Origin of the sequence: Peptostreptococcus anaerobius 653-L (assembly GCF_000178095.1) — a bacterium.
Taxonomy (GTDB): domain Bacteria; phylum Bacillota; class Clostridia; order Peptostreptococcales; family Peptostreptococcaceae; genus Peptostreptococcus; species Peptostreptococcus anaerobius.
The window spans coordinates 119432-137312 of record NZ_ADJN01000043.1 but is presented as its reverse complement, the minus strand read 5'-3'; the positions used below and the strand labels follow the sequence as shown (position 1 = coordinate 137312).

11 protein-coding genes are annotated in these 17881 nt (G+C 38.0%); all 11 read left to right on the top strand.

Annotated elements, in window-relative coordinates; translation table 11 throughout:
• Nucleotides 1-13 precede the first annotated feature (13 nt).
• Nucleotides 14-535, top strand: coding sequence for an adenine phosphoribosyltransferase (locus HMPREF0631_RS05010; protein WP_002843852.1), 522 nt, complete (start codon nucleotides 14-16; stop codon nucleotides 533-535).
• An 81-nt stretch (nucleotides 536-616) separates the two neighbouring features.
• On the top strand, nucleotides 617-2836 hold the full coding sequence (locus HMPREF0631_RS05005; protein WP_002843834.1) for a RelA/SpoT family protein: 2220 nt from the start codon (nucleotides 617-619) through the stop codon (nucleotides 2834-2836).
• 9 nt (nucleotides 2837-2845) lie between these two features.
• A complete protein-coding gene (gene dtd, locus HMPREF0631_RS05000; protein WP_002843820.1) occupies nucleotides 2846-3295 on the top strand; it encodes a D-aminoacyl-tRNA deacylase in 450 nt (149 codons plus the stop codon).
• Nucleotides 3296-3304: 9 nt separating this feature from the next.
• A complete protein-coding gene (locus HMPREF0631_RS04995) occupies nucleotides 3305-3931 on the top strand; it encodes an MBL fold metallo-hydrolase (protein ID WP_002843782.1) in 627 nt (208 codons plus the stop codon).
• Nucleotides 3932-3937: 6 nt separating this feature from the next.
• On the top strand, nucleotides 3938-5509 hold the full coding sequence (hemZ, locus tag HMPREF0631_RS04990) for a coproporphyrinogen dehydrogenase HemZ (RefSeq protein ID WP_002843787.1): 1572 nt from the start codon (nucleotides 3938-3940) through the stop codon (nucleotides 5507-5509).
• Nucleotides 5499-6761 (top strand): histidine--tRNA ligase, encoded by a 1263-nt coding sequence (hisS, locus tag HMPREF0631_RS04985; RefSeq protein ID WP_002843822.1) that lies wholly within the window; start codon nucleotides 5499-5501, stop codon nucleotides 6759-6761. Before hemZ ends, hisS begins: the two co-directional genes overlap by 11 nt.
• 11 nt (nucleotides 6762-6772) lie before the next feature.
• On the top strand, nucleotides 6773-8554 hold the full coding sequence (gene aspS / locus HMPREF0631_RS04980) for an aspartate--tRNA ligase (protein WP_002843831.1): 1782 nt from the start codon (nucleotides 6773-6775) through the stop codon (nucleotides 8552-8554).
• 48 nt (nucleotides 8555-8602) lie between these two features.
• The gene (locus HMPREF0631_RS04975) at nucleotides 8603-8920 is read left to right on the top strand and encodes a metal-sensitive transcriptional regulator (protein ID WP_002843807.1); all 318 of its coding nucleotides are present in this window, start codon (nucleotides 8603-8605) and stop codon (nucleotides 8918-8920) included.
• A gap of 35 nt (nucleotides 8921-8955) precedes the next feature.
• Complete coding sequence (locus tag HMPREF0631_RS04970) at nucleotides 8956-9414, top strand: SoxR reducing system RseC family protein (protein WP_002843838.1); 459 nt, start codon at nucleotides 8956-8958, stop codon at nucleotides 9412-9414.
• 42 nt (nucleotides 9415-9456) lie between these two features.
• Complete coding sequence (gene pta / locus HMPREF0631_RS04965) at nucleotides 9457-10425, top strand: phosphate acetyltransferase (RefSeq protein WP_002843766.1); 969 nt, start codon at nucleotides 9457-9459, stop codon at nucleotides 10423-10425.
• A 235-nt stretch (nucleotides 10426-10660) separates the two neighbouring features.
• Nucleotides 10661-17872 carry an InlB B-repeat-containing protein gene (locus tag HMPREF0631_RS04960; protein WP_002843778.1) on the top strand — a complete coding sequence of 2404 codons (7212 nt, stop codon included), beginning with the start codon at nucleotides 10661-10663 and terminating at the stop codon, nucleotides 17870-17872.
• The last annotated feature ends 9 nt before the right edge of the window (nucleotides 17873-17881 follow it).

Below are 17881 nucleotides of genomic sequence, written 5' to 3'. Positions count from 1 at the left end.
AACGGAGGAAAAGATGAATTTAGAAGAGAAGATTAGAAACGTGCAAGATTTTCCAAAGCCTGGTATAGGTTTTAAGGATATTACAACCCTAATAGCAGATGGGCAAGCCTTTAGATATGCTGTAAGTCAGATGGCTGACCACCTAAAGGGACTAGGGGTTGAAGCCATAGTAGGCCCAGAGGCGAGAGGATTTATATTCGGAACACCAGTGGCATGTGAGTTAGGTGTAGGATTTATACCTATTAGAAAGCCAGGAAAATTGCCAGCAGAAGTAGAGTCATTTGAATATGATCTTGAGTATGGTAGCGACACTCTAGAAATTCATAAGGATGCTATAAGGCCTGGAATGAAAGTAGCTATAGTTGATGACCTACTAGCGACAGGAGGAACAGTAGCTGCTGTAGTTAAGCTGGTTGAAAAATTAGGTGGCCAAGTAGTAGGCCTAGAATTCCTTATAGAGCTTACATTCTTAAAGGGAAGAGATAAACTATCTAATTACAAGGTGAATACATTAGTAGAATATGATTCAGAATAGGGACATATATAATATAATTTATAGTAATGTCTGATAGGATATAAGACACGTTGAAATTTAGTCGTTAGGAGGTGTAGTCTTATGCATGAAAATGAAATTAATAAGTTAATAGAAAAAATTAAGACATATGCCCCCCATGCCGATTTCGACAAGGTAGTGAGGGCTTATGAATTAGCTGAAAAAGCCCATGATGGACAGGTTAGAAAGTCTGGAGAACCCTATATTATCCATCCTCTAGCAGTAGCCAATATACTTGCTGATATGCAGTTGGATATGGATACAATATGCGGTGGAATACTCCATGATGTAGTTGAAGATACAGAGTATGAAGAATCAGATATTGAAGAGATGTTTGGCAAGGATGTAGCAGTCCTTGTAGATGGTGTTACCAAGCTAGGTAAGATCCAGTATATGACCAAGGAAGAATCTCAATCAGAAAATCTTAGGAAGATGTTTCTAGCTATGGCCAAGGATATGAGAGTAATCCTTATTAAGTTGGCGGATAGACTCCACAATATGAGGACTCTTGAATATATGGACAGTAACAAGGCTAGATATAAGGCTAGGGAGACCCTAGATATATATGCCGGTATAGCTCACAGGTTGGGTATTCAGACCATCAAGTGGGAATTAGAAGACCTATCTCTAAGGTTTTTGGATCCAGAAGGATATTATAGCCTAGTCAAAAAAGTTAACAAAAAAAGAGAACAGAGAGAATGCTATATAGCTAATATAGTGGATATGTTAAAGGGCAAGTTCCAGCAGATGGAGATACCATCAGATGTATATGGTAGACCAAAGCACTTCTATTCTATATATAGGAAGATGAAGAAAAAGAACAAGTCATTTGACGAGATATACGACTTAACTGCTGTCAGGATTATAGTTGATACAGTCAAGGATTGCTATGGGGTGTTGGGTGTAGTACACACTTTGTGGAAGCCTATGCCAGGTAGGTTCAAGGACTATATAGCAATGCCAAAGCCTAATATGTACCAGTCACTCCATACAACAGTTATAGGTGCTGATGGTGAGCCTGTTGAGATACAGATTAGGACAAAGGAGATGCACCAGGTTGCAGAATATGGTTTTGCAGCCCATTGGAAGTACAAGGAAGGTGTAACAGACAAGGATGTATCAGCCCTAGACGAAAAGTTACAGTGGTTTAGGATGATGATGGAATGGGAAAAGGACGTAAAAGATCCTCATGAATTCCTAGATGCCCTAAAGGATGATGTTTTGACATATCAGGTCTATGTATTTACGCCACAGGGTGAGGTAATAGAACTACCTACAGGTTCAACTACAATAGACTTTGCCTATAGGATACATTCAAAGGTAGGTAACTCATGTGTGGGTGCCAAGGTCAATGGAAGAATTGTACCACTAGACCACATCCTTAAAAATGGGGACATAGTTGAAATACTTAGGTCCCAATCTTCACTAGGACCTAGCCGTGACTGGTTAAATATAGTAAAGACTTCAAATGCTAGAAATAGGATTAGGCAGTTCTTTAAGAAGGAAAGACGTGAAGAAAATATTGAAAGAGGTATAGCAATCTTAGATAGGGAGCTAAAACGTAACCACCTTAACAGGACTGATCCAGAAGTTTTGGCAGCCCTAAAGGAGATAGGTGTCAAGTTTAACCAACCAAACTATGAGGACTTCTTGGCTACAATAGGCTATGGTGGTATCATGGGCAACCAGGTTGCTACAAAGACAAAGGACCTACTCCTAAGAGATGTAAGAAAACAAGAAAAAGAGCAGATGGCAACCCTTGAGGAGGATGTAGAAGTCCACAACAAGGTTGACGCATCTAAAAATAGATCAAAGAAAAAAGAAAAGAGACACACAGGGGTCATAGTAGATGGACTAGAAGGAATCTATGTTAGGTTTGCAAAATGTTGCAACCCATTGCCAGGTGATGAAATAGAAGGTTATATCACAAGGGGAAGGGGTGTTACAGTCCACAGGTCTGATTGTCAGAACCTTATTAGGGACAAGGAAAACTACAAGAACAAGATGATCAAGGTGTCTTGGGTAGAGGATAACAACTCTAGGTTTGAGGCTGATATCCAGCTAAAGGCCAATGATAGGAGGGGGATTGTAAACGAAATCACCCACGTTATATCCAACGAGAAGATAGGCCTAGTCAGCATTTACGCTAGAAGAGGTAACGATATTGGAATAACGATAGACCTTACCCTAGAAGTATCTGGCATTGACCAGATGAACCAAGTAATGAAAAAAATTATGAATGTACCGGGTGTTGACGATGCCTACAGGGTGCATAGTAAATAAGGAGCAAGTATGAGGGCAGTAGTTCAAAGAGTTGCTTCATCAAGCGTCACAGTTGAAGGAGAGACGACTGGTAAGATAGATAAGGGTCTGATGGTCCTACTAGGTGTTGCTGATGGAGATACAGACAAAGATGTAACATATATGGTTGACAAGATAGTAAACCTTAGGATATTTGAAGATGAAAACGACAAGATGAACCTATCTCTTCAGGATATAGGAGCAAGTCTACTAGTTGTCAGCCAGTTCACCCTACTTGGTGATTGTAGGAAGGGTAGGAGGCCTAGCTTTATTGAAGCTGCCAGACCTGAAATGGCTGACAACCTATACCAAAAATTTGTGGACAAGGCTAGAAGTATGGGGATAAGAACAGAGACAGGAAGGTTTAAGACCCATATGATGGTTGAACTGATCAACGATGGACCAGTTACAATATTGGTCGATTCCAATAAGAATTTTTAGGAGGAAAAGATGAAGTTAGAAGTGCTAGTAGATAGGATGATGCAAGAAAATACATATGTATACTATGATGAACAAACTAGGCAGGCAGTTATAGTAGATCCAGCCCTTAACTTCAAGGATGCTGTTGATACTATAAAAAGACTTGACCTAGATGTCAAGTACATACTACTAACTCACGGTCATGCAGACCATATAGGTGATGTTGAGAAACTAAAGGAATATACAGGGGCCAAAATTGTAGCCCATATAGATGAAAAAGAAATGTTAAATGATGCCAGCAAGAACCTAAGTGTCCAGTTCTATCCAGAGAGTATAGAGTTTGATGCAGACATATATGTTAAGGACAGGGACAAGCTTAAGATGGGAGAAAATACCTTCTCATTTTTCGCAACACCGGGTCATACTAAGGGTGGTATGTGCATAAGATGTGGCATGGATATGTTTACAGGTGATACCTTGTTTAAGGATTCTATAGGTAGGACAGACCTATATGGTGGAGACTACAACCAGATACTCAAGTCATTAAAGAAGCTTAGCAAGATGGAAGACGACATCACAGTATATCCAGGCCATGGACCAGCTACCAAGCTAGGTATAGAAAAGAAAGTAAACTACTATATGCAGTTGATAGGATAAGTTGTAATGTTAAATATAGTACTAAAGGGACACAATTATAAATACGAGATATCTGAATTTTTGAGATTGTTTACATCTAGCTTTGATTTTATAGAAGATGTAGATGGCGGTATTTTTGAAAGTCAGATAGAGGACTCAGAGGACGTAAAGGCTTCTGAGCTTTCTTGTCTAGCCAACAAGTTGGATATTGACCTAAAAGACCAAAAAATATATATCCAGTCTACAACATATGCCTATGAGTATGGGCTTAGGGTATATTATAAGTCTACACAAGATACAATTGACCTAAAAGAAAAAAAATTTGCAAACAATCAAAAAAAGATAGATAATAGAGTAAAGACCATTTCAAAAAGACTCATTCAAAGGTCTATGTTTGACTACCTCAATGACAAGTACGATGCCAATGTACCTTGGGGTATACTGACTGGTATTAGGCCAGTCAAGCTGATACATAGCCACTTGGATGAGGGTATTGATGAGTCTACAATCAGGGATACCATGAAGAGGGAGTACCTGATAAGTGACGAAAAACTAGACCTTATAATAGATATAGCCAAGAGGGAAAGACCTTACATATATCCTCTTGATGGGGACAAGATTTCCCTATATGTATCTATACCATTTTGTCCAACGAGGTGCCTGTATTGTTCATTCCCATCAAATGCCCTTGGTATACAGGGGTCAAAGAGGGGACAATATGTGGATACACTCCTAGTAGAGGCAGAGGGACTAGCTGATATAATTACAAAGCAAGGCAAGACTATAGAGTCATTTTATATAGGTGGCGGAACACCTACAGCCCTAGAGGCTCATGATTTAGACAGGTTAATCACAGGCCTATTTGACATATTTGACCTCTCTAGGATTGAGGAGTTTACAGTAGAGGCTGGTAGGCCAGACACCATAACAAGAGAAAAACTCCTAGTCCTTAAAAAGCATGGTGTAGGCAGAATATCTATCAATCCACAGACTATGAATCAAGTCACACTTGACAAGATAGGTAGACGTCATAGTGTTGAGGATATAGTAGACTGCTTTAATATGGCAAGAGAGTTGGGATTTGATAATATCAATATGGACCTGATATTGGGTCTTCCAAATGAGACTCCAGATATGGTTGCTCATACAATGAATACGATAGTTGGTCTGAACCCTGAAAATGTGACAGTACATACACTGGCACTCAAGAGGGCATCAGACTTGAAGATAAATATAGAAGACTATGAAGACGAATTGACGTCATATAGGCAAATGGTTGAAATGATAAAAATATCAAGAGATGCCATGGCCCAAAACGGCTACAATCCATATTATATGTACAGGCAAAAGCATATGCTAGGCAACCTGGAAAATATTGGTTATGCCAAAGAAGGTAAAGAATGCCTATACAATATGCAGATAATGGAAGAAAAACAGTCAAACTATGCAATAGGTGCTGGTGCAGTATCCAAGTTCGTCTACCTAGACGAAAATAGGATAGAGAGGGTTGACGATGTCAAGGACCTTGACCACTACCTAAGTAGGGTTGATGAAATGATAGAAAAAAAGAGGCGGGAGGTTGAAAAGAATGAAAATTAGCGCTCCAAGAGGAACAAAGGATATAACTTCAAAAGAATCATTCAAGTGGAATTATCTAGAAACTAAGTTTAGACAAATATGCTCGATGTATGGTTATGAAGAGATAAGGACACCTATATTTGAAAACACAGAACTATTTCAGAGGGGTGTAGGTGATACTACAGACATAGTTCAAAAAGAGATGTACTCATTTAAGGATAGGGGAGATAGGGATTTAACTCTTAAGCCTGAGGGTACAGCAGGAGTGATCAGGGCATTTATAGAAAACAAGATGTTTGCAGATGCCCAGCCTACAAAGTTATTTTACATAACACCTTGTTTTAGGTATGAAAGACCCCAGTCAGGTAGGCAAAGACAGTTCCACCAATTTGGTGTAGAGGCAGTAGGAAGTGACACACCATCTCTAGATGCAGAGGCTATATCACTTGCTATGCAGTTCCTGGGTGAATTAGGACTTAAAGACCTGTCAGTGTCAATCAACTCAGTTGGATGTCCAGTATGTAGAGAGTCATACAACAAGTTACTTAAGGAATATTTAGAAAAAAAGTCAGATGTATTATGTGATTTATGTAATGAAAGACGTGAAAAGAACCCTATGAGAGTTATAGACTGTAAGGTTCAGACTTGTCAGGACAACATCAAGGATATACCGCTTATGGCAGACCACTTGTGTGAAGACTGTCAAGACCACTTTGAAAAACTAAAGTCTTACTTAGACGAGATGAATATCAAGTACCATGTAGATAAGAAGATTGTAAGAGGGCTAGACTACTATAAGAGGACAGCATTTGAAATAATATCAAATGACCTAGGTGCCCAGTCTACTGTATGTGGTGGAGGTAGATATGACGGACTAGTAGAACAGATAGGCGGTCCAGAAGGCTACAGTGGAGTAGGATTTGGTATGGGTGTTGAAAGACTGTTGCTTACTCTAGAAGCCAACAATATAGAAATAGAAAATCCAAATAAAACGGATATATATATAGTAACTCTTGGAGAGATGGCCAAGTTAAAGTCATTTGGTATATTAAAGAACCTAAGAGACAACCATATATCAGCTGATAAGGACCACCTTGACCGTAGTTTCAAGGCCCAGTTCAAGTATTCAAACAAGATAAATGCCAAGTACACAATTGTAATAGGCGATGAAGAGCTTGAAAAGGACGAGGCTACACTTAAAAATATGGAAACAGGTGAGCAAAAGTCAGTCAAGATTAGCAATCTAGTAGAAGAATTTAAAGGCTTGTTATAGGAGGAGATAGAGTGGATAATATTAAAGGAATGCATAGAACTTGTTATGCAGGAGAACTAAGAATTGAAAACGTAGGTCAGCAAGTAACCCTAATGGGATGGGTACAGAAGAAGAGAAACTTAGGTGGACTAGTATTCGTAGACCTTAGAGATAGGGGAGGAATAGCCCAGCTAGTATTCGATATTGATGTAGACAAGGAAGCTTTTGAAAAGGGCGAAAAGTTAGCATCAGAGTATGTAATAGCTGTAAGGGGTAAGGTATGTGAGAGACAGTCAAAGAACCCTAACATGGCTACAGGTGATGTAGAAGTATTCGTCGAAGAACTAAGAGTCCTAAATGAATCACAGACACCACCAATCTATGTAAAGGACGATGATGATGTAGCAGAGGCCCTAAGACTAAAGTATAGGTACCTAGATCTTAGAAAACCAAAGATGCAGAAGAACCTAATGCTAAGACATAGGGTGACAAACATAGCTAGAAACTACTTATCAGACAACAATTTCTGTGAGATAGAGACTCCATTCTTGGTAAAGCCTACTCCAGAAGGAGCTAGAGACTACCTAGTACCATCAAGAGTAAATGAAGGAAGGTTCTACGCTCTACCACAGTCACCACAGTTATACAAGCAGTTGTTAATGGTATCTGGAATGGACAGGTATTTCCAGATAGTAAAGTGCTTTAGAGATGAAGATTTAAGAGCGGATAGACAGCCAGAGTTTACACAGATAGACCTTGAGATGTCATTTGTTGAAGAGAACGACGTAATGACAATGATGGAAGGTTTCCTACAGAAGTTATTTAAGGAAATCAAGGGAATAGATATAGATCTACCACTTCCAAGACTTACATACAAGGAAGCGATGGATAGGTTTGGTTCAGATAAGCCTGATACTAGATATGGACTAGAATTTGTAAACATATCTGATGTAGTTGCAGACTGTGGATTTAAGGTATTTGCAGATTCAACTAAGGATGGAAAATCAGTAAGAGGTATCAATGTTAAGGGTGGAGCAGAAGAGTTCACTAGAAAGGCGATATCTCATTTAGAAGACCATGCCAAGCTATACAAGGCTAAGGGACTTGCTTGGATGAAGATTACAGAAGCAGGTGTAACTTCACCAATAGCTAAGTTTTTCTCAGAAGAAGAACTAGAATCTATAAAGACAAAGATGGGAGCAGAACTAGGAGACTTGTTACTGTTTGTAGCGGACAAGGATTCTGTAGTGTATGATGCCCTAGGTCAGGTCAGAATAGCAGTAGCAGACAAGCTAGGCCTAGCTGATCCTAACAAGTTCAACCTATTGTGGGTGACTGAGTTCCCAATATTTGAAGAAGACGAAGAAAATGGAAGATTTGCAGCCAAGCACCATCCATTCACATCACCAATGGATGAGGACCTAGACCACCTAGAAGATGAAGATAAATTAAAATTAAGAGCCAAGGCTTATGATATAGTCCTTAATGGATATGAAATAGGAGGAGGATCAATTAGAATATCTGATTCACAAGTCCAGAAGAGAATGTTTAAGGCTCTTGGATTTACAGATGAAGAAGCCTACAACAAGTTTGGTTTCCTAATAGATGCCTTCAAGTTTGGTACACCTCCACATGGTGGTATGGCATTTGGTCTAGACAGACTAGTAATGCTACTTGCAGGAGCAGACAATATTAGAGAGGTTATAGCCTTCCCTAAGAACCAGAATGCTGTTTGTCCTATGACTATGGCTCCGTCTATTGCAGAGGACGATCAGTTAAAGGAATTAAGTATCAAGGTATCTATAGAAGAATAAAAGCATCAAGGTATCTATAGAAGAATAATAAAGGTGGCTAGATTATAGATGAGTGGTTGTTGCACACATGAAGTGAACAAGGATAGAAAATTGAATTCTAAAAATGACAAGGATGCACTAATCAGGCGCCTTAAAAGGATTGAAGGCCAGGTCAAGGGTATCCAGTCAATGGTTGATGACGAGCGTTATTGCATAGATATACTGACACAGGTTACAGCAGTAAAGTCAGCAATAAATGCTGTAGGAGTCATGATACTAGAGAACCATATAAAGGGATGCTTGATCGATGCTATTGAGAATCAGGAAGAGGACAGAGATGCCCTAATAGAAGAACTGATAAGCTTGATAGGCAGGTACTCCAAGTAATTGAATTTGACAGGTCTTCAATAGGAGGTAGCATAATGGATCAAAGAGGATATATAGTAGAGGTAATGGATGATAAGACAGCCAAGTTTCAGATGAGGAGAATGTCAGCCTGTGCTAGCTGTGGTAAATGTATAGGTGCTGCAAAGAGTGAGTCTATGGATATAATAGTAGAAGTAGACAACAGTATAGGTAGTCAAGTAGGTGATTATGTAGAGGTCAGCATGGAACATATCAATGTCATGAGGGCTCTAGGAATCCTATATGGACTACCATTGACAGCCCTAGTAGCAGGCACAGTAGGCTCCTACTATGCACTTGGATCAGTGGTTGCTGGTCATTTACTTGAAGTGTATAGTTTTGGAATAGGACTACTAGTGACAGGTATAGTATATGGATTGATTAGGTTAAAGGATGAGTCCTTTAAAAAATCCAAAAAATATATGCCGACAGTCACAAGGATATTAGAAGATTTAAAACCTATACCTGGATTTTAGGTCTGGGTATGGGATATTTAATAAAATTTTAGGAGGTAAAAGATGGAATTAATCGATGGATTAAAGTCTCAAATTGCGGGTAAGTATATAAGGATAGTACTACCAGAAGGAACAGAACCTAGAATAATAGGAGCTGCTTCAAGATTACATAAGGAAGGTATCCTAGTACCAGTATTAGTTGGTGATCCAGCTGAAATAGGAAGGGTAGCTAGCGAAAAATCAATCGACATAGAAGGCGTTGAAATAATAAATCCAGCAGACTATGCAGAATTTGATGAAATGGTTGCAGCATTTGTAGAAAGAAGAAAGGGCAAGGTTACTGAAGAAGATGCTAGAAAATTACTTCTAGACGAAAACTACTTCGGTACAATGCTAACTTACATGGATAAGGTGGCAGGTATGGTATCAGGTGCTGTTCACTCAACAGGTGACACAGTAAGACCAGCCCTACAGATAATAAAGACAAAGCCAGGTGTATCTAGAACTTCAGGTGCATTTGTAATGATCAAGGGAGATACAAAGTACATATTCTCTGACTGTGCAATAAACATAGAACTAGATGCAGAAGGCCTAGCAGGAGTAGCAGTAGAATCAGCTAAGACTGCAAAGATATTTGGAATAGATCCAAAGGTTGCAATGCTATCATTCTCAACTAAGGGATCAGCAAAGCATGACCTAGCAACTAAGGTCCAAACAGCTACAAAGATGGCTCAGGAATTAGCTCCTGAACTTCCAATCGAAGGAGAAATCCAGTTTGATGCTGCTATAGTTGAGTCAGTAGGCCAGCAGAAGGCTCCAGGATCAAAGGTAGCAGGATTTGCCAACGTATTTGTGTTCCCATCACTAGAAGCTGGTAATATAGGATACAAGATAGCTCAGAGACTAGGTGGTTTCGAAGCTTTGGGTCCAATCCTACAGGGTCTAAACAAGCCAATAACTGACCTGTCAAGAGGATGCAACGAAGAAGACGTATACAAGCTATCAATAATAACAGCTTGCCAGAGCTTATAATTTTAAAAAAAGATGTGAACCCAAAAAGTTAGACTTTATTAGCGAGACAGTTTAGGCTGACTCGCTAATTTTTTCCAACAAGGTGGAGAGCCTGTATTTGACAGGACTCATCCATGAAGTAAGACACTGGATAGCAATACATCATATTGAAAAATACTGATTATGTGATATAATGAGGATAAGCTTAACTATAAGCAAACTATTTGAAAATAAATTTTAGGAAGGAAGTGGTGTTATGAGACATTCGATTAGAAAAGAAATTAGAAGATTTCTTTGCTTTTCAATTGCTATGATAATGATATTGACATCGATGCCGATACACTCATTGGCAGCTAATGTCGATCACAATAAGTTGTCAAGGTATAAAAACGAAATCATAAACAACAAAACACCTGTTAAGGTGGCGAAACCAGAAGAGGGGAAGACGGCAGCGGATTTGATCAAAAATCAAGACCAGCCTGCTATCTACACCCTAAGGACAGACTACAAGGTGCAAAGAGGTGAGAAGTATAAGGTTAACTACCAACCTTATATTGCTAGTGTAGGTGCAGCAGCAAGTGATGAACAAAAAGCTAAGGTCAATAGGACCATAAAATTACCTGTGATTTCTGGTTATATTGAACCACAAGATGATTTTAAAATTGACTACAACACTATAAAAGATGCTGCAGATGTAAAAAATCAGACAGGCAATGATACTAATGGAATCAGATACCAAGCTAATAGAGATTTTCGCTACAAGGCCAAGTCAAATCAAATTAAAATCAAACATGTCTTCCAAGACCTAGAAGACTTTAACAAGTACACAAATCCAGATGGAAGCATTGGAGATGAAAAAGCACTTTTCACAACTCAAAATGGTAACACAGGATCCACAATGGAAGTAAGTCCATTGGACAAAAACGATCCGAGAGTAAAAGGCTTTGTTCCAGAAGCTGACTCTATCACAATGCGAGTTCCAGAAAAAGCTAAGAACTTTATCTTGGAATACCGTTACAACCGTGCCCACTACGATGTAAAATTTGATACAGCGGGCGGCACCGAGATTCCAAACCGTAACCTTTACTACGAACAAGTCGTTCCAACAATCGAACCTGCAAGTATACCTACAAAACTAGGTTGCGAATTCCTAGGATGGAAACCATCTGTTGGTTTAAAAGGAAAGCTAAATAGTAAGAATGCAGAATTTAAAAATGGTGAAATAATTAAAGACAGTAAAGGAAATGCTATAGTTGACCTTCACAATACTATATATCAAAAAGAAGGTGATAATTTCGTAAAGGATGAAAAAGGTGATCTTAAACCGATAAAATATGGTGATACAATAAGTTTAAATATGCCTGCATCAGAGGTTACCTTCACAGCAGTGTGGAAGGACAAGGAAAAGGCTGACTATGCAGTACAATTCTGGGCAGAAAAGGCAGACCATGCAGATGGTGCTTCCCTAGCAGATAAGTACGACTATATAGGCACTCGCGTCTATAAAGACCAAAACACAGGCTCAAGACCAAACTTGGATAAGGTGTCTGTAAAAGACATAGTCTTCCCAGACCTAGACCAAGATCGTCTTAATAAGATATGGGACGGCGAAAAATCAAATTCTGGCAGAAATACTTATCTAAACAAGTTCTATGTTTACAACCAAGCTCTAACTAACGACCAAAACAAGGACCCTAAGAATGTAAACCTAGTTAAGTCTGTGGATTCAACAGGTAAGACTGTCTACAACATCTACTACGATAGACAAGTCTACAACCTCTACTTTACAAAATCTAACGTGGCTGGATCCTCTTTTTATCCAGAAATAAGCAAAGACGGTAAAGAAGTAGGTAAAGAGGGTAATCCCTACCACTTCAAGGCACGCTATAACCAAAATATGGTTGGTTTGTGGCCAGACGATGTAAAGGAAGTAAGGGGATTTGATGAAGGTAATAATAGTTTAGGATGGTTACCAAATTTAAAAAAACCAAAACATTATTATTATAGAGACACGCCGCCTTATAGACTCTCCGCCAATCTTTTTATAGATTGTCCTGATTTAGAAAAACAAGGTGGATATGTTAGTAAAATAGACCTAGGCAATGGAAAAACAGAGCCAGCTAGCATTACAGACCTTTCCTTTGGTATTGATCAAAATGAGCAAACAATGCCCCACCACATAGACTTTTGGTTGGATGATTTTGATGGTGAACAAGTTATAGATTATGACCTCTACACCATAAAATCAGATACTAACAATAGCAAATACACGGGATTTCTTCTTCCAGATCTCCAAGGTTTTACACCAAAGAATTCAGGAGGAAGAGGGTCAGAGTTTAAGGATAGTTATGATTTAGATAGCCTCAATGATGAACGTGAAGAAGTAACACCTTTTCCTGAGGTATATTCTAAAGAATTAGATGAAGATGGAGAACCTAAACAAAAGGGAAAGTTATATTTCATGAAGAATTTTCCTGGTGATAATCGTGAATTTGATCAAAATGGCTACTTGAAATTTGAGTATTCTCGTAACAAGTATCCACTAAGATTTAACTACGACCCATCAAAGATTAAGGGCGACAAAGAGTTTAACTCAACAAACCAACTACAAACTTACTACGAATTTCCTCTAAAGGCCCTAAGCCCTAAGTTAAAAGACAACGAAGAATATAAAAAAGACAATCCTGCCAACCTATTGGATAATCCGGAAAAGTTAAAAGAATTAGGCCTTACAGACTTAGTATTCGCAGATGCTGATGGCAAGTTAAAAGTCAAAAGACCGGACAATCTTTCCAATCAAATGGTCTTTAAGGGCTGGGCCCTAGACCCTGCCGGTACCAAGCTTATCTGGGAGAACCCGGGCGAGAAGATGCCTTCTCACCCAGTAAACCTATATGCTAAGTGGGGCGAACCTGATCATCAATGGAAGGTAACTTTCGACCCGAACGGTGGAAATTTAAGATCAATTGACGAAACAAAAGTAACTAAAGAACGCAAGACCATCCAAGTAGGGGACAGAGGTCAAGAAGAGAAAAAGACTTTTGCGAAAAAAGAAGCTAACGATGGCGACAAGCAAGTCTTTACAGTTATTCAAAGACAAAAACTAGTTGAACCAGAAATTAAGCCTACAAGGAAGGGCTACGACTTTATGGGTTGGGAAGTCATTCGTTACATGAAAAATCCCACAACAGGCGACTACACTAACGAGCAAGACACAAGCTATAGAGATAAATATAAGGTTCCAGAATTATACTCCTTTGGTAACGACGTTGTAGCACCAGTATATCTAAAGGCAATTTGGGTTCCTAACGATAGACTAGATGTTAAAGTTGAACATTATATCTTGGACAAGGATTATATGTTAAAGAAAAAACTTGAAGACACGCTTGAAGACAAACGTGCTAACTATTTAGTTGCTACAACAGGTGACAAGCAAGGCGACAAATATATCTTGGCAACTGATAAAGAGCTTGAAGCTCACAAGGATACTTCAGATGTTTATAGTATTTACAAAGATTATAACAATCGAGTAAATGCTGATAACACCTTCTTCCAACAATTCCGTGTTGAACCGGCACAGATTCTAAATACAGAAACTAATAAGATAGAAGATAATCCTAAAGTAACTAACAATGTCTTTAAATTCTTCTACAAGCCATTTAGAAGTCGTGAGTACAAGGTCAACTATATAGACGAAAGATTTAAAGGTAAAGAAACACAAGAAGGTGCGGCTATTATAGACCAAGAACTTGTTTCCAATGGTAACCGTCATTATGATGCAAGAAACTATAGACCAATACCAGGTTGGGTATTAGCTGACAAGGAAAAACCACAACAACAACTCTTCTTTGATGTAGATGAAGATACTAATGCATTAAAGGGCATCAATGGAACAGGTAAAGATGAAATTACCTTCTATTATAAGGACGTAAGAGTAATCGAAACTAAAAAAGATGATCCAGTACCAGATGGATATGTAAGAGTAACTTTTAAGGCAGAAAAAGGTGGATCCTTTGGTAAGGATAAAGATGGTAAAGATATTACAGAGTTACACTACGATGTAATAAAAGGAATTAAATCTGACCTACTTCCAGTTCCTAAAGAATTGGCAGAAGGCGAAACTGTAGACCCAGACAAGCACTACATCACTCCAGAAACTGGAAGGAAATTTACTAAGTGGGATAATAGTCGACTATTAAACAAAAATACAATTATCGACGAAAACCACACTTTCACAGCTTACTTTGAATGGTCAGGATTAAGTGCATCTGGCCTAGTAAGAACAGAAGCTTTTAAAGATCCTGAAAACAAATGGACAAATAACTTTGCTCCAAAGATTGAAGACTTAAAGAAACAATTAGTATGGAAAGAAAAAGATGAAGTTAAAAAACTACCAGAAGGAACTAAAATAAGTTTATTCGACAATGCTGGCATTGAATTAACAAGTGATGAACAAGTCTTCGCATTAGTCAACGAAAAGAAAGCTGCCGATAAGGATGAGCTTGTTCGTACAGTAAATGTCAAGGCTAAAGTTACTTTTACAAACGGCAAAGATCCGCAAGAACTAACTATACCGATTACAGTTTACAAGAACGTCTACGAAGCCCTTAACAAGGACGGCGACAAACCACTATTCTTAAAAGAAGCTGAAGGAAAAGAAGCAAAAGACGGTGGATTGAAAGAGATTTTAAAAGGCAATACAGAAAATAGATATATTAAGGTTACGATTAAACCAAACAAAGACTTTACAAACAAAGACGATAAGGTTTACTATGTAAATCCAAACGCTTGGGTAGAAATACCAGAAGTTAAAAATGACGGGGACTCTAACTTTACAAACTGGACAGCTGATATTGCTGAACAAAACGAAGAAGCAAAAGAAAATGGAATCTTCAACTTTACTAAACGCCATAAGTTTACAAAAGATACTATTATCACACCAGTAGGATCTGGAGATGTAGTTGAACAAGAAAAAGGTAAAGATAAACCAGACGTACCAAAGACTTATGTAAAAGTTATAGTTAAAACAACAGACAAGGCTACAGATGATACAAAGTTTGAAAAAACATTCTGGGTTAACCCTACTAAGGTAGTTAATCTAGGAGTAGCAAACCCAACAGGAAAAGAAAAACAAAAAGTTACTATTGAAGGACTTGGAGAAAAAGAAGTCAACTATGTATTTAAAGAATGGCAAAAAGTTCAAGCTGGCAAAGCCGATGATAGTTTAACAGACGTAAAACCAGCAGTTGAAATTGATTTAGCTAAGAATAAATTTACTGACAAAGTAACAGTAATCGAAGCTGTTTACTATGAAAGATTTGCAGCTACACCAATTGTTAAGCCAATAAAGACTACTAAATTAGATACACCACAAGGCAAAGAAATAACGGATGAGATTTTAAAAGGAAAAATCACACCACAAAAGGGTAAAGAAATTTTATCAATAGAAGTTATTTCTAAACCTGATGGAAATACAGTGGGTGACAAGCAAGAAGCTAAGGTCATCGTCAAGTACAAAGACGGTACTACACAAGGAACAAATGACAAACCAGTCATAATCCCAGTTGAAGTACACAAGAACATCATTCCAGAAGCACCAGGCGGCAAGAAACCAGCTGATGCTCTAGAAAATTATGTAAAAGTAACATTCAACGCTGGTACAGGCGGAACAGTATCAGGCAATCTAGTTTACTATGTATCACCAGAAGTAGAAGTCGACATGACAAAATCAGCTGAATCAGTTACAAAAACTCCAAGCGTTGGTTATACTTCTAATGGTGGAACATGGTCACCAGAAATAAAGTCTGAAAAGATTACAGCTGAAAAAACTTACGTATTTAACTTTGTTAAGTCTGAGGATATAGTAGAAAAATCTAACGACCCTAATCAAGTAATACCAGCAGGTTATGTAAAAGTAACCTTTAAGACAGAAAATGAAAGCAAGGGTAAGCTTGATGGAAATGTTAAAGAAAAAATTTACTATGTAAATCCAAAAGCTGAAATAAAATTAGTAGAATTAACTGATGGAAAAACAGCTGGTGAAAAACAATTAGCAGTACCAAAAACAGCTCCTGCAACAAACTATCTATTTGATAAATGGTATGAAGAAATTGATACTGAAACAGCAATTACAAGTGAAAGAATCTATGTAGCTAAATTTAAACTAGCTAAGGTGAAATTAACTTATGAAGCTGGTGAAGGAGCGAGAGGAACAGTTCCAGCAGTAGTTACAGTAGACCATGGTACAAGTGTAAGACTTGCAAGACCAGAAGGACTTAGCAAAGAAAATGCTACATTTGCAGGCTGGAAGATAGGAGAAAAAACTTATAAAGTTGGCGATGAAGTAACATTAAATGAAAATACTACAGCCACTGCACAATGGACAACATCTAAGCACACAGTCACATTCAACACAATGGGCGGCAGCAATGTTCCTAGCCAAGAAGTTGAATACGGAAAGAAATTGACAAAAGTTGCAACACCAACATTAAACGGCAAAGTATTTATGGGTTGGAAAGAACAAGGCAAAGAAAAAGAAGAAGCATACTTCGACTTGAACTCACCTATTAATGAAAACAAAACATTAATAGCAATCTGGCAAAACCCAGTTCAAAAAATTGGCGAAAATGATCCAGTCGAAGAACAGTTTATCAAAGTTACTTTCCTAAAAGGTGAACATGGCACACTTAAAGAAGGGAAAACTGAAAATATTGATAAAGTAACTTATAAAGTTGCTAAAGGTTTAAGCTTTGAAGAAGCAAAAGGTTTAATAGTTCCGAAAATAGTTCCAGCAAAATACTACAAGGCAAAAGCTGAAAACTCTGGTTGGGACAAGGCACTTAAACTTGAAGGAAAAGAAATAACCTTTATAGCACAATACGAACCACAAGCAGATGTAATACCAGTAGACCCTAGTAAGTCTGATGAAGATATTAAAAAAGAAAAACCAGAAGGTATGGTATTAGTAGAATTTAAAGTTCCGGCAGACAAAGCTTATATGCTCGGAAATAGAAAGTTCTACGTTAAAGCAAATACAGAAGTTGAAATCACCCCACCATTAGTTGTGAAAACTGATGAAAAATATGACTTTAAAGGATGGGACATAGACGAGGAAACCAAAAAAGTTACTGGTAAATTTGAAAAAGACACTGAAATAAATTCCGGTGAAACTGAAGCACCTAACATTACAGTTCAAGTACCAAGGGCAGGAGCAAGCTTTGTAGAAATTACTAAATTGACAGATGAAGCTAGAGGACACTTTGTTTTAACTAGAGGTGGACAAGAATATAATTTTACTTCTACTACAATGACATTAAAAACTAGAGTAAGAAGAAGAATTGTAGAAAGAGAAATAACTTGTTTTGACCTAAGTAATCAAAACTTAAAATTACAAGCTAATGATAAAATTAGTGTTTATGCAACAAAGGGTAACTTACAATCTGACACAAGAGAATACACAATTAGATAGGGAGTGGTA

Excerpts from the sequence above, each read along its gene's own strand:
- HMPREF0631_RS05010 (WP_002843852.1), top strand. The coding sequence starts at position 14 with ATGAATTTAGAAGAGAAGATTAGAAACGTGCAAGATTTTCCAAAGCCT.
- HMPREF0631_RS05005 (WP_002843834.1), top strand. The coding sequence starts at position 617 with ATGCATGAAAATGAAATTAATAAGTTAATAGAAAAAATTAAGACATAT.
- dtd (WP_002843820.1), top strand. The coding sequence starts at position 2,846 with ATGAGGGCAGTAGTTCAAAGAGTTGCTTCATCAAGCGTCACAGTTGAA.
- HMPREF0631_RS04995 (WP_002843782.1), top strand. The coding sequence starts at position 3,305 with ATGAAGTTAGAAGTGCTAGTAGATAGGATGATGCAAGAAAATACATAT.
- hemZ (WP_002843787.1), top strand. The coding sequence starts at position 3,938 with ATGTTAAATATAGTACTAAAGGGACACAATTATAAATACGAGATATCT.
- hisS (WP_002843822.1), top strand. The coding sequence starts at position 5,499 with ATGAAAATTAGCGCTCCAAGAGGAACAAAGGATATAACTTCAAAAGAA.
- HMPREF0631_RS04975 (WP_002843807.1), top strand. The coding sequence starts at position 8,603 with ATGAGTGGTTGTTGCACACATGAAGTGAACAAGGATAGAAAATTGAAT.
- HMPREF0631_RS04970 (WP_002843838.1), top strand. The coding sequence starts at position 8,956 with ATGGATCAAAGAGGATATATAGTAGAGGTAATGGATGATAAGACAGCC.
- pta (WP_002843766.1), top strand. The coding sequence starts at position 9,457 with ATGGAATTAATCGATGGATTAAAGTCTCAAATTGCGGGTAAGTATATA.
- HMPREF0631_RS04960 (WP_002843778.1), top strand. The coding sequence starts at position 10,661 with ATGAGACATTCGATTAGAAAAGAAATTAGAAGATTTCTTTGCTTTTCA.